Source organism: Chloroflexota bacterium, from assembly GCA_015478725.1.
Taxonomy (GTDB): domain Bacteria; phylum Chloroflexota; class Limnocylindria; order Limnocylindrales; family CSP1-4; genus C-114.
Window position 1 is genome coordinate 39850 of sequence record JADMIG010000004.1, and the last position, 12401, is coordinate 52250.

Here is a 12401-nt window from a genome sequence, read left to right on the forward strand (position 1 = left end):
AGCGCGACCGGCGCGAGGACCCGCGCGACCGGCGCGACCGGCGCGAGGACGAGGAGGACGCGGGTGACGGACCGCGGATCGATCCGGGGGCGCCTCGCGCGTCGATTCGACCCTGCCGAGCTCCGCCAGATCAAGCGTCTCTGGGTACGCCACTCGATCGCCGAGGATCGGCGCGACATCGACGGTCTCGTCGCCACGCTCGCCCCGGATTGTGTCTACGAGCTCATCCCGACCGGCCAGCGCTGGGACGGCCACGACGGTGCCCGGGCGTTCTACTCGGAGCTGTTCGCCGCCTTCCCGGACAACGCCTTCGCCCTGAGCGAGATCGTCGTCGGGCCGCAGGGCGTCTTCGAGGTCGCGACCCTCACCGCGACGAACCTCGGACCGTGGGCGGGCGTACCGCCGAGCGGCCTGCCGATCCGCATGACCGTCCTCATCCTCTTCCCCTGGGATCCCGCCACGGAACGCTTCGGCGGGGAGCGGATCTGGCTCGACCGGGGTCCGTGAGGCGCGCATGTCACGGGGTCCGAGCTGGTCGCCGGGCACTTCCTCCCCAGCCCCAGCTGCGCACCGCCGGCCACCGGATTCCCTGTCATATGTTCCTCAGGAGGGCACTCGTCAGGCCGCGCGCACGCCCCGATCGACGGGCCGTACGGCGGTGACCTGTCCGGTCGTGACAACCGACCCTCAGGCGGTCATCAGACGCTGGCCTGGTGACGAGTGACCGCCTGAGGGTCATCTGGCGGGATCGCGGACCCACGAGGACGCGCGCCACGCCGTCCGCCGATCCGACGACGCGTGAGGCGCCGCTCCGCGACCATAGGGGGATGAACGGCGATCGCGCCCCCGATGTCGTCGTGGTCGGCTCGGGCCCGAACGGTCTGGCGGCTGCGATCACCCTCGCCCGGGCGGGCCGCTCGGTCGTGGTCTACGAGGCGGCGGCGACGCCCGGCGGCGGGACGCGCTCGGCGGCGCTCACGCTCCCCGGCTACGTCCACGACGTCTGCTCGGCGATCCACGGGGTGGCCCTCGCGTCGCCGTTCCTCCGGACCGTCGACCTCGCCGCCCGCGGCGTCACGTGGATCCAGCCGGATGCGCCCGCCGCGCACCCGTTCGACGACGGCCGGGCGGCGATCCTCGAGCGGGACGTTCGCGCCACCGCAGACGGGCTCGACGCGCTCGGCGGTTCGGACGGCCGGGCCTGGCGCCGGCTCTTTGAGCCGCTCGTCACCTCGGCTGAGCGACTCCTCCCCGAGCTCCTCGGACCGGTCCGCCACGCCCCTCGACCGGGCGGCGTGCTGCCACTCCTGCGGTTCGGTCCGCCGGCTCTTCTGCCGGCGCGGCGACTCGCGGCGACGGCCTTCCGCGGCGATGCCGCGCGCGCCCTCTTCGGAGGATTGGCCGCCCACTCGATGGTCGCCCTTGACCGTGCGGCCACGGCAAGCTTCGGGCTCGTCCTCGGGACCGTCGCCCACGCCTACGGCTGGCCGATGGCGCGGGGTGGGTCGGGTGCCATCGCCGACGCCCTCGTCGCCGAGCTCCGCTCGCTGGGCGGAGAGGTCGTCACGGATCGGCGGATCGCCTCACTCGCCGAGCTGCCGCCGGCGCGGGCGATCGTCCTCGACGTCACCCCGCGTCAGGTCGTCGCGATCGCCGGCGAGCGGCTGCCGGCCGGCTACCGACGTCGTCTGGAGCGCTTCCGCTACGGCCCCGGGATCTTCAAGCTCGACTGGGCGCTCGAGGGGCCGATCCCGTGGACGGATCCCGCGGTCTCCCGCGCCGCGACGGTGCACCTCGGCGGACGGCTCGAGGAGATCAGATCGGCCGAGGCTGACGTGGCGGCAGGTCGCCATCCGGACCGTCCGTACGTCCTCCTCGTCCAGCACACGCTGTTCGACCCGAGTCGAGCGCCCGCCGGGAAGCACACCGCCTGGGCCTACTGCCACGTACCGAATGGCTCGACCGTCGACATGACCGACCGGATTGAATCGCAGATCGAGCGCTTCGCGCCCGGATTCCGGGGTCTGGTCCTGGCGCGATCGGCGCGCGACAGCCGGACGATGGAGGAGTACGACGAGAACACCGTCGGCGGCGACATCAACGGCGGGCTGCAGGACCTGGGCCAGCTCATCTTCCGGCCGACCCCACGCCTCGACCCCTACGCGACACCCGTCCGAGGGCTCTATCTCTGCTCGTCGTCGACGCCACCCGGCGGCGGCGTGCACGGGATGTCCGGCTACCACGCCGCGCGGTCCGTCCTGCGACGGGAGTTTCGGTAGGGCGGGCGGAGGCGGCGGGACCGCCGAGCGGGACGCGCCCCGTTTGGTGTCAACTGCTCCTCAGACGCGCACTGGTCCGCGTCCGCGACGATCCAGAGCAGGCTCGCGTGCATGAGACCCGCGTCGAGCAGTGCCATCGGGTCGCCTGGCGCACATCTGGCAGGGACCAGGTGACGAGTGCCCGTGTCAGGGCCATCTGGCAGGAACCGCGAGCGACGAAACCGCGAGCGCCCGTACCGCGAGCGCCCGAACCGCGAGCCCTCGAACCGGCCCGGCCCCCCGCACCGCGACCTACCGCCAGGCGCTCCGAGCGACGTCCGGGTACAGCCGGACCCGCCGATAGGGCTCGCGGCCGCGCGATCGGGAGACGAGGTTCGCCCGCTCGGCCATCTGGTGCTGAAGCCGCCGAATGTAGGCGTTCTGTGGCGAGAGTTCGACCGGCTCGGAGCGGTGCAGCACGATGTCGATCGCCTCCTCCGTCTCCCGCATCGCCGCCTCCCGGGGATCGAGCTCGAGGGCGAAGATGGAGGTCAGGCTCGCCTGGATCTGCTGGGTCGTGTTGTCCTTGAGGACGTAGATCGGCATGGCCCGTTCCTCGGCTTCGCGGAGGAGCGGAGTCTTCTGGCGGTACTCGTTCTTGAGGGTCATGACGACGTCCGCATCGTCGACGTCGCGAGCGATGAGGACGGGCAGCTGGAGCTCGCGGACGGCCAGCTCGAGGCGCTTGCGGCTCAGGCCCTGCGGGAGGACACGGATGGTCGGAAGCGTCCCCGCACCGTCCACCCGAAGGATCGCTGCGGACCCGGCGCCGAGTGGGCCGGCGTCGCCCTCGCCTTCGTCCGCCTCCTCCGGCTCCTCCGGCTCGAAGTCGTCCACCAACCCGGAGACCAGTGCCAGATCGGCGGCCGCCGCGATCTCGTCGGCGTTGATCGGACGCGTTCCCTCCTCGACCCGCAGGGCGCCGATCGCGCGCGCCGCCTGCTCGCGCCACTCCCGCTGCCGCTGCCGCTCCCGGGCATCGCGGGCCCGAACGTCCGCCGGCGTGTCGAGCGCGCCGGCCGGTCGCTCGAGCGGACCGCGGTCGGCGATCTCGCCAGCGATGAACGGACCGTTGGTGGCGACGACGCTCAGGCCGCCGGCACCGCGCATGGCGCCGGTCGGCGGCGCCGCGAACCGCTCGCCCTGGATGATCCCGTGCGACGACCCGGGCTCGAGCGGCTCCCTCGCGGGGCCACCGAGCGCACCGCTCGGTCGGCCACCCTCCGGGGCGGGTCCCCGGGGCGCACTCTCGCGGCTCGAGCCGCCCCGCGTCTGGCGCCAGCCGCCGGAGGCTCCCGGCCGATAGCCGGGCCGGAAGCCGCCCCGATCCGCTTCGCGATAGCCGCTGCCTCCGGCGGCGATGCGGCCGCCCGTCCGGTACGTCCCCTCGCCACGCCAGCCCGGCTCCATCCGCCATGGCTGTCCCGAGCCGATGAGCCCGGCGAACCGCTCGGCACCGAGCTGGTCGCGTGGCGATGGGCGCGGCCGCGACTGCGATCGGTGGACGCCCTCCTCGTCGCGCCAGCGGAGCTCAGGCGCGACGGCCTCGCCGCGAAGGAGCGAGTCGACGGTCTCGGCGACATCGCCGTGGACGACGACCCGTTCCCGATCCTGGATCTCGATGATGACGTCGAAGGTCGGCGGCGCCTTCCGCTCCAGGACGCTCTTCTGGGTCCGTCGCCGGCGGGCCTCCTCGTCGCCGAGGGTGACGCTCTGGATCCCGCCGATGAGATCGGACAGCGTCGGGTTGAGCATGAGGTTGTCGAGGTTGTTGCCGTGTGCGGTGCCGATGAGCTGGACACCGCGTTCGGCGATCGTGCGGGCGGCCTGCGCCTCCAGCTCCGTGCCGATCTCGTCGATCACGATGATCTGCGGCATGTGGTTCTCGACCGCCTCGATCATCACCTCGTGCTGCATCGACGGCGTCCGGACCTGCATCCGGCGGGCCTTGCCGATCGCCGGATGAGGGATGTCGCCGTCGCCGGCGATCTCATTGCTCGTGTCGACGACGACGACCCGCTTGCCGAGGTCGTCGGCGAGGACCCGGGCCGCCTCGCGGAGCATCGTCGTCTTGCCGATGCCGGGACGGCCCATGATGAGGATGCTCTTCCCCGACTCGACGAAGTCGACGATGATCTCGATCGTCCCGAAGACGGCCTTGCCGATCCGGCAGGTCAATCCGACGACCTTGCCGCTGCGGTTCCGGATCGCGCTGATCCGGTGGAGGGTCCGCTCGATGCCCGCCCGGTTGTCGTCCCCGAAGCTCCCGATATGGTCGACGACGTGGGCGATGTCCGCCTCCGTGATCTCCCGTTCGAGGAGCGTCACCTCGCTGTTCGGAAAGCGCGCCTCCGGGCGGCGGCCGAGGTCCATGACGACCTCGATGAGGGTCGACTGGTCCGCCAGGGCATGAACAGCCGCCACGACCTCGTCCGGGAGAGCGGAGAGCAGGAGGTCGAGATCGTCCATCGCCTCGCGGCCACGGTCCGGCAGTGTCACGTCGTCTCCCATCTCTCCTCGGTGTGCGGTGTCGGGGTGTGATCGGGTCATCCGACGGCCGGGACGAGCGTGGGCTCGGCCACCCGGACGAGGGTCTCCTTCATCAGGAGCGTCACCTGGGAGACCGCAGCGAAACCGTCCGCCTCGAGGACCCGGTCGACCGGGTGTTCGTACGTCCGGACGGGGGCGAGGATCCCGTGATCGTGGCCGTGACTGCCGTCGCGCGCGGTCCGCGCAGCGATGACCCCGAGCCCGAACCGGACGAGGGGCGCCGTGTCCGCACCGGGCCGGGCGAGGACCTTGAGGTAGTGCGGCTGATCCTCCTTGGCCACGCCGACCTGGAGGAACGCGTCGAGCTGGGTCCCGTCCCCTCCGCCGCCGGGCGTGGCCTGGACATACGCCTCGACGTCGGCGAAGCGGAGGATCGGCGCGAGCGAGCTCCGCGGCACCCGCCAGGCCGTCCCCTGGCGTTCCCAGTCGACGAGCCGCACCGCCTCGAGTCGCTGCACGGGCTGCGGGGTCGCCGCCGCGTAGAGGCGGGCGAGGGGCAGGGCGTCGAGCGGCCCGGCCGGCCGGATCCCGCATCCCGCCGCCTCCTCGTCCGTCCACGGCTTCGGGAGGCCGGCATCGGCCGGACGCGAGAGGACGATCTCGTCGCCGAAGCGGGCGAAGCCCGCCTGCATGAACAGCTCGACGTTGCCGTCCGCGTCGGCGCACGCGACGTGGAACCGCACCGCCCCGCGCTTCGCGCCGTCGCGGAGGAGGTGCTGGACGAGGCGGAACCGGATGTCGCCCGCCTCCGCCTGGCCGATCGCGTCGAGCTCGACGATGGTCCAGTCGTCGCGCCGGCTCTCCCGCTCCACGCGGAGGAGCCCGGACAGGCGTCCGTCGTCCTCGTAGACGTAGAGGAGGTCGTGGGGGCTGAACGCACCGAGTGGCAGTCGGAAGAGGTTGAACATCCCGATCGGGGGACCGCTCACCGGCAGCCCGAGCGAGCGCGTGAGCGCGCCGTCCCCCTGGCACAGCCGCGACAGTTCGCCCAGAGCGGACAGGTCGGTCAGTCGAGCCATCCTGATGCGGCCCGATCGAGCGCTCATCGGAAGGTGGCCGTGCGGCGTGTCGGATGGTGGCGCCGGCCACTCCCCTCGCCCGGATCGTCATGCTCGGCGGCCATGGTGGCGACAAGACGGTGGAAGCGCGTCTCGCCGGCGAGCTCCGGATGGAACGCCGTGGCGATGACGTTCCGTTCGCGCACCGCGACGATGCGACCGTCCGGAAGGATGGCGAGGATGTCCACCGCCGGCCCGGTCCGGACGATGACCGGAGCCCGGATGAAGATGCCGTGGACGGGCTGATCGCCGAGGACCGGGACGTCGAGGTCCGTCTCGAACGAGTCCAGCTGGCGACCGAACGCGTTGCGGGTCACGGTGACGTCGAGGAGCGACAGGACGGGCGGGTCGGCGCCGTCGATCTCCCGGGCGAGGAGGATCATTCCGGCGCACGTGCCGAACAACGGTGCGCCGCTCTCCGCGAGCCGAAGGATCGGCGCGCGAAGATCCCAGCGCTCGATGAGTCGGCGCATCGCCGTGCTCTCGCCGCCCGGCAGGACGAGCCCGCTCAGGCCGTCGAGGTCGTCGGGCTGACGGACCTCCACGGGCTCGACGCCGATCGAGCGGAAGGTCCGGACATGCTCGATGAAGGCACCCTGGACGGCCAGGACTCCGATCTTCATGGGTCGCGCTCCCGGCGCCGTGATCGGGCTACCAGCCGCGGACGGCGAGCCGCTCCTGCTCCGGGATCGTCTCGAGCGAGATGCCCCGCATCGGGGCCCCGAGGCCCTTGCTCACCTCGGCGAGGATCTTCGGATCGTCGAAGTTCGTCGTCGCGTGGACGATCGCGTTCGCCATGCGGGCCGGATCCTCGCTCTTGAAGATGCCCGAGCCGACGAACACGCCCTCCGCCCCGAGCTGCATGGCGAGCGCCGCGTCGGCCGGGGTGGCGATCCCCCCGGCGACGAAGTTCACGACGGGGAGCTTGCCGTCGCGGGCGACCTGTCGGACGACCTCGAGCGGCGCCTGGAGCTCCTTCGCGGCGACGAACAGCTCGTCTTCCCGCAGGTTCTGGAGCCGCCGGATGTCGGCGTTCACGGTCCGGATGTGGCGGACCGCCTCGACGATGTTGCCGGTCCCGGCCTCGCCCTTGGTCCGCATCATCGCCGCGCCCTCGCTGATCCGGCGGAGCGCCTCGCCGAGGTCGCGCGCCCCGCAGACGAACGGGACCTTGAAGGCGTGCTTGTCGATGTGGTTGCTCTCGTCGGCGGGGGTGAGGACCTCCGACTCGTCGATGTAGTCGACGCCGAGCGCCTCGAGGATCTGGGCCTCGACGAAGTGTCCGATCCGTGCCTTGGCCATGACCGGGATGGACACCGCGGCCATGATCGCCTCGATCATCGTCGGGTCGCTCATCCGGGCGACACCGCCGGCGGCGCGGATGTCCGCTGGCACGCGCTCGAGCGCCATGACGGCGACGGCGCCTGCCTCTTCCGCGATCTTCGCCTGGTCGGGCGTGACGACGTCCATGATGACGCCGCCCTTGAGCATCTGGGCGAGGCCCGTCTTCGTGGCCCAGGTGGACGTTTCGACGGTCATGCTGGGGTGTACTCCGGTCTCCCGCGCGCCCGCTGCCTGCCGTGCTGGCCCCGGGGTCCTCGCCCGTTCGAGTCGGTCGGGTCGCCGCGCGCGTACCGGATTATGGCACGGGCGTGCTCGAGGCCCGATGCGGGTCACGACGGGTCACGGATCGGCCGAAACGGCCAGCTTCACGCCGTGCGAGCGTAAGGTCGGTCGCGAGGTCCTCGAGGCGGCCCCGGCGAGCGACTACAGGGTCACGTTCTCGTGACCCACGCACGGGACGAGCGTGATCGCTTCGCTGCCGCGTCGATCCCCGCCCTCCCGATGGTCCCAACGTTCAGAGGCCGTGCATCTGGCCGAATGCGACGCCCATGCGACGCCCAGCGAACGACGCTCAGCGAACGAAGCGCGCGCGAGCATCCGGCTCGAGAAGGACCGGGCGGACTGCCGCGAACGACATCGCTGCGAGTCGGGTCGCGGCGAGCGACCCGACCTAGCGCCCGACGGTTCGCACCACGCCGGCGATGAGCTTCGTCGCTCGACGCGCGCCGGTGGGCGAGAGGCGGCTCATCGCGTCGAGGAGCGGCACCACGTCCGCGTCGGGGATCGTGACGAGGAGCCGGACCAGCCGCAGTGCGGTGTCGTCCGGGACGCGACCAATGAGTCGGAGCGCTCGCTCGAGCTCCCGTGGGTCGAGCTGCGGGATGATGCCGATCGCGCGGTCGAAGAGGCGAACGAAGTCCTGGAACGAAACGAGCCAGTCGCGGAGCGCGGCGAGTTCCGCATCGTCCGGTCGCGCCGCCGTGCCCGCGATCGCCTCAGCCGTGGCCTCTTCAAGTGCCGCGACCGCCGGGTCGCCCTCGCGAAGCTTCCGCTGTGCGACGACCGCCCCGAACCAGCGCCAGTGATCGCCGATGGCCGAATAGGCGACTCCGGCCGGCCCGCGCCGTCCGACCCGTCGTGGCTCCGGCACCCGCTCGATCAGCCCCCATGCCTCCGATTCGGCGAGGGCCATGCTCGCCGCTCGATGACTGAGCCCGAGGGCCTCACGCACCTCCCGCTCCGTGAGCGGCGCCTGGCGGGAGAGCAGGTAGCCGTGGACCCGGGCGATGGCCGGCGCGACACCCCACGCCGCGCCCATCTCGCCCCACGCATCGGCGAGCTCGCGGCGGATCCGCTCGGCGGGACTGAGCGACTCGGGCATCGTCTCCCCATCGGCAGCGCCGCACCGGACCGTGCGTCGCAGGCCGGGAAGATGCTACTCGACGCCGGTGGCGTACCGCGACGCCGATGGCGTGCCGCGACTCGTCACCGCCGCGGTCGATCCGGCCTCGTATCATCCGGCCATGCCCATCCTGCGCAGCCGGCTCGATCCGGGGAGCGATGATGTCCGAGCGAACGAGGCGGCGATGACGTCCCTCGTCGCGGATCTGCGCACGCGGCAGGGCGCGGTCGCCGCTCGGGGTGCCGGCGGCGACGACGCCGCGCTCGCTCGCCATCGGGATCGGGGCAAGCTCCTCGTCCGGGAGCGGATCGACCGTCTCATCGACCCCGGGAGCGCGTTCCTCGAACTCAGTCCCCTCGCCGCCGACGGCCTGTACGACGGAGAGGCGCCGGCCGCCGGGATCGTCACCGGCATCGCTCGGATCGAGGGCACCCTCTGCGTCGTCGTCGCCAACGACGCCACCGTGAAGGGCGGGACGTACTACCCGATCACGGTGAAGAAGCACCTCCGCGCCCAGGAGGTGGCGGCCGAGGATCGCCTGCCGTGCGTCTACCTCGTCGACAGCGGCGGCGCCTTCCTGCCGCTCCAGGCGGACGTCTTCCCGGACCGCGATCATTTCGGTCGGATCTTCCACAACCAGGCCCGGATGTCCGCCGCGGGCATCCCGCAGATCGCCCTCGTCATGGGGAGCAGCACGGCCGGCGGCGCCTACGTCCCGGCGATGTGCGATGAGACCGTCATCGTCGCGGGCACCGGGACGATCTTCCTCGGTGGGCCGCCGCTCGTGAAGGCCGCCACGGGTGAGGAGGTCACGGCGGAGGAGCTCGGTGGCGGCGACGTCCACGCCCGGCGATCCGGCGTCGCGGATCACCTCGCGGTGGACGACGAACACGCCCTCGCGATCGGCCGCTCGATCGTCGCGAGCCTCGCCCGCCGTCGGCCAGAGCCGCCGTGGGAGCGCCGTCCGCCAGAGCCGCCGGCAGTGACGAGCGGCCTGTTTGGGGCGATCCCCGCCGATCCGCGCCGCCCGATCGACGTCCGGGAGATCGTCGCCCGACTGCTCGACGGCAGCCGCTTCCACGAGTTCAAGGCGCTCTACGGCGAGACGCTCGTGTGCGGATTCGGACACCTCGAGGGCTATCCGGTCGGCATCATCGCGAACGACGGGATCCTGTTCAGCGAGTCGGCGCTCAAGGGCGCCCATTTCATCGAGCTCGCCGCCCAGCGGCGGATCCCGCTCGTGTTCCTCCAGAACATCAGCGGCTTCATGGTCGGGCGCGAGTACGAGGCGGGCGGCATCGCCAAGGACGGCGCGAAGATGGTCACCGCGGTCGCCTGCGCCGAAGTCCCGAAGTTCACGATCCTCATCGGCGGGAGCTTCGGGGCGGGCAACTACGCGATGGCCGGTCGCGCGTACGGCCCGCGATTCCTCTGGTCCTGGCCGAACGCCCGGATCTCCGTCATGGGCGGTCGCCAGGCGGCACGCGTCCTCGCGACCGTGCGCGAGTCCTCGCTGCCTGGCGGGCACTGGCCGACCGACGAGGAGCGCGACGCCTTCGAGGCCCCGATCCTCGCGACCTACGAGCGCGAAGGTTCGCCGTATTTCGCGACGGCGCGGCTCTGGGACGACGGGATCGTCGACCCGAACGACACGCGACAGGTCCTCGCGATGGGCATCGAGGCATCCCTCTGCGCACCGATCCCGGAGACGCGCTTCGGTGTCTTCCGGATGTGACGGTGGCTGGGGCGGCCGGCGGGCGCGGGGCGGCACGGCCGGGCGCGGCCGCTGCGGGGCGGGGGCGCGGGCGGGCGGGACCCACCATCCGGCCAGATTCCCGTGGAGCGAACCTTGGGCTCGACCGCCAGCGACCCGGCGCAAATTGATCGCCCCGTCCGAGCGTGACGACAGCCTGAAGGCGCTGTCGAGCCGCAGATTCGGCCGCAGCGGCGGCTCGGACCCGACCCAACGCTCCGGTGATGAGAATCTGGCCACGTGCTCGAACCGCGGGTGGCCGCGATCTGGCCACGTGCTCGAACCGCGGGTGGCCGCGATCTGGCCACGTGCTCGAACCGCGGGTGGCCGCGATCTGGCCACGTGCTCGAACCGCGGGTGGCCGCGATCTGGCCACGTGCTCGAACCGCGGGTGGCCGCGATCTGGCCACGTGCTCGAACCGCGGGTGGCCGCGATCTGGCCACGTGCTCGGGCGGCCACGTGTTCGGGCGGCCAGGTGCTCGAACCGCGGGTGGCCGCGATCTGGCCACGTGCTCGAGCCCCGGCCCTCGAGCCACCAGCGCACGAACCGGGATCCCATCCGTACACTTGCGGCTTCATGAGCCACCCCCACACGAGGGTCGAATCGCCATTCGCCGCGACCGTCACTGAAGGCCGCGTCATCCAGGTGAACATCTCGCCCGGCGGCGTCCCGAAGCGGGCCGTGTCGGAGGCGCGGGTCGGACCGCTCGGCCTCGTCGGCGACCGCCATCGGGCGGACACTGTCCACGGCGGGCCGCATCGCGCCGTCTGCCTGTTCGGCATCGAGGCGATCGAGCGGGTCGCCGGCGAGGGCAACCCCATCGAACCGGGCTCCGTCGGCGAGAACCTCACGACCGAGGGGATCGACTGGTCGCTCCTCCCGCCCGGCCTGCGGATCGCCGTCGGCGACGAGGTCCTGCTCGAGCTGAGCGCGCCGGCCAACCCGTGCGACACGATCGTCGACGCGTTCCACGACCGGCGGTCCGGTCGGATCAGCATCCTCCGCCACCCGGCCGACAGCCGGATGTACGCCCGCGTCCTCGTCGAGGGGACCGTCCGGACCGGCGACCGGATCGTCGTGCTCCCGCCGGCGGACGGCACGCTCGCCGGGACGCACCGCCTCCTCGACCTCCTCGATGCCGTCGAGCGGCACGCCTACCTCGCCCTCTGGGGAGCGCTCGCCGCGACCGGTCGGCCGGTCCACGTCCTCGACCAGGGCGAGCTCGCGGCGGCCGCCTGTCCGGCGATCGCGTCGTCGGCGTTCAATCGGGCGCTCGGCCATCGTCAGCTCCCGAATCTCGTGGACCGCCTGCTCGACGTCTACCGCCGCGCCGGAGCGCCCGGCTGGATCGTGGCTGCGCCGGACGCCGCTCCGTGGCCCGGTGCGGAGCCGGGCGCATCGGACGGCGGTTCGGCCATCCTCCACGCGACGCTCGATGGCCTCGATGGGGGCGGCCTCGATGGGGGCGGCCTCGACCGGTTCGCCGCCGACCGGGCCGCCGCCGACCAGCTAGCGACGGCCCAGGCGTTCGACCCGGGCATCGCCGTCCGCAAGCTCGGCCCCGACGAGACCGCATCGTGGGCGGACGCGATGGTGGCCGGATTCGGCCTGCTCGAGCCGGAAGCCGCCGCCTGGCGCGATCTCGCTCCGCATCTCGCCCGGGCGACCGGCGAGCACCTGTTCATCGCCGAGCGCGACGGTCGGGTCGTTGGTGCAGCCGCGCTGTTCGCGCGCCGGAAGGTCGGCCTGCTCGCCGCCGCCGCGGTCATCCCCGAGGCGCGCGGTCGGGGTGTCCATCGCGCGCTCATCGCGGCCCGGACGCGACTCGCGGCGCAGATCGGCTGTGACCGGCTCATGGCGACCGCGACATCCGGTGGGCCGTCCGAACGCAACCTCGTCCGGGCCGGCCTGCGGCCCGTCTGGGCTCGACACCTCTGGCGATTCGACCCCACCGCTCGACCGCACGCCTGACGG

General features: G+C 72.4%; 9 protein-coding genes. 4 read left to right on the forward strand and 5 right to left on the reverse strand.

Annotated features, from left to right (window positions below; all coding sequences use genetic code 11):
- Positions 1-63 precede the first annotated feature (63 nt).
- Both IVW53_05010 and IVW53_05015 read left to right on the forward strand, forming a co-directional pair.
- On the forward strand, positions 64-507 hold the full coding sequence (locus IVW53_05010; GenBank protein MBF6604925.1) for an ester cyclase: 444 nt from the start codon (positions 64-66) through the stop codon (positions 505-507).
- A 320-nt stretch (positions 508-827) separates the two neighbouring features.
- Positions 828-2279, forward strand: a complete 1452-nt coding sequence (locus IVW53_05015) for an NAD(P)/FAD-dependent oxidoreductase (GenBank protein ID MBF6604926.1) — start codon at positions 828-830, stop codon at positions 2277-2279.
- Positions 2280-2570: 291 nt separating this feature from the next.
- Here IVW53_05015 and IVW53_05020 read toward each other — a convergent pair whose 3' ends face one another.
- The 5 genes from IVW53_05020 to IVW53_05040 all read right to left on the reverse strand — a co-directional run bounded on the left by IVW53_05020 (position 2571) and on the right by IVW53_05040 (position 8651).
- Entirely contained in the window at positions 2571-4829 is a 2259-nt protein-coding gene (locus IVW53_05020; protein ID MBF6604927.1) for an AAA family ATPase, read from the reverse strand.
- Between the two features lie 35 nt (positions 4830-4864).
- Positions 4865-5887, reverse strand: coding sequence for a hypothetical protein (locus tag IVW53_05025; protein ID MBF6604928.1), 1023 nt, complete (start codon positions 5885-5887; stop codon positions 4865-4867).
- Positions 5888-5910: 23 nt separating this feature from the next.
- On the reverse strand, positions 5911-6549 hold the full coding sequence (gene pdxT / locus IVW53_05030; GenBank protein ID MBF6604929.1) for a pyridoxal 5'-phosphate synthase glutaminase subunit PdxT: 639 nt from the start codon (positions 6547-6549) through the stop codon (positions 5911-5913).
- 28 nt (positions 6550-6577) lie between these two features.
- Positions 6578-7465 (reverse strand): pyridoxal 5'-phosphate synthase lyase subunit PdxS, encoded by an 888-nt coding sequence (gene pdxS, locus IVW53_05035; GenBank protein ID MBF6604930.1) that lies wholly within the window; start codon positions 7463-7465, stop codon positions 6578-6580.
- Between the two features lie 475 nt (positions 7466-7940).
- The gene (locus tag IVW53_05040) at positions 7941-8651 is read right to left on the reverse strand and encodes a hypothetical protein (GenBank protein MBF6604931.1); all 711 of its coding nucleotides are present in this window, start codon (positions 8649-8651) and stop codon (positions 7941-7943) included.
- A 142-nt stretch (positions 8652-8793) separates the two neighbouring features.
- Between IVW53_05040 and IVW53_05045 the strand changes: the two genes are divergently transcribed.
- On the forward strand, positions 8794-10407 hold the full coding sequence (locus IVW53_05045; GenBank protein MBF6604932.1) for a methylcrotonoyl-CoA carboxylase: 1614 nt from the start codon (positions 8794-8796) through the stop codon (positions 10405-10407).
- Positions 10408-11003: 596 nt separating this feature from the next.
- Positions 11004-12398 carry a GNAT family N-acetyltransferase gene (locus IVW53_05050; protein MBF6604933.1) on the forward strand — a complete coding sequence of 465 codons (1395 nt, stop codon included), beginning with the start codon at positions 11004-11006 and terminating at the stop codon, positions 12396-12398.
- The last annotated feature ends 3 nt before the right edge of the window (positions 12399-12401 follow it).

What these genes read in the sequence shown, in the direction of transcription:
- pdxS (MBF6604930.1), bottom strand. Translation starts at nt 7,465, where the DNA reads ATGACCGTCGAAACGTCCACCTGGGCCACGAAGACGGGCCTCGCCCAG.
- IVW53_05020 (MBF6604927.1), bottom strand. Translation starts at nt 4,829, where the DNA reads ATGGGAGACGACGTGACACTGCCGGACCGTGGCCGCGAGGCGATGGAC.
- IVW53_05015 (MBF6604926.1), top strand. Translation starts at nt 828, where the DNA reads ATGAACGGCGATCGCGCCCCCGATGTCGTCGTGGTCGGCTCGGGCCCG.
- IVW53_05025 (MBF6604928.1), bottom strand. Translation starts at nt 5,887, where the DNA reads ATGGCTCGACTGACCGACCTGTCCGCTCTGGGCGAACTGTCGCGGCTG.
- IVW53_05050 (MBF6604933.1), top strand. Translation starts at nt 11,004, where the DNA reads ATGAGCCACCCCCACACGAGGGTCGAATCGCCATTCGCCGCGACCGTC.
- IVW53_05045 (MBF6604932.1), top strand. Translation starts at nt 8,794, where the DNA reads ATGCCCATCCTGCGCAGCCGGCTCGATCCGGGGAGCGATGATGTCCGA.
- pdxT (MBF6604929.1), bottom strand. Translation starts at nt 6,549, where the DNA reads ATGAAGATCGGAGTCCTGGCCGTCCAGGGTGCCTTCATCGAGCATGTC.
- IVW53_05040 (MBF6604931.1), bottom strand. Translation starts at nt 8,651, where the DNA reads ATGCCCGAGTCGCTCAGTCCCGCCGAGCGGATCCGCCGCGAGCTCGCC.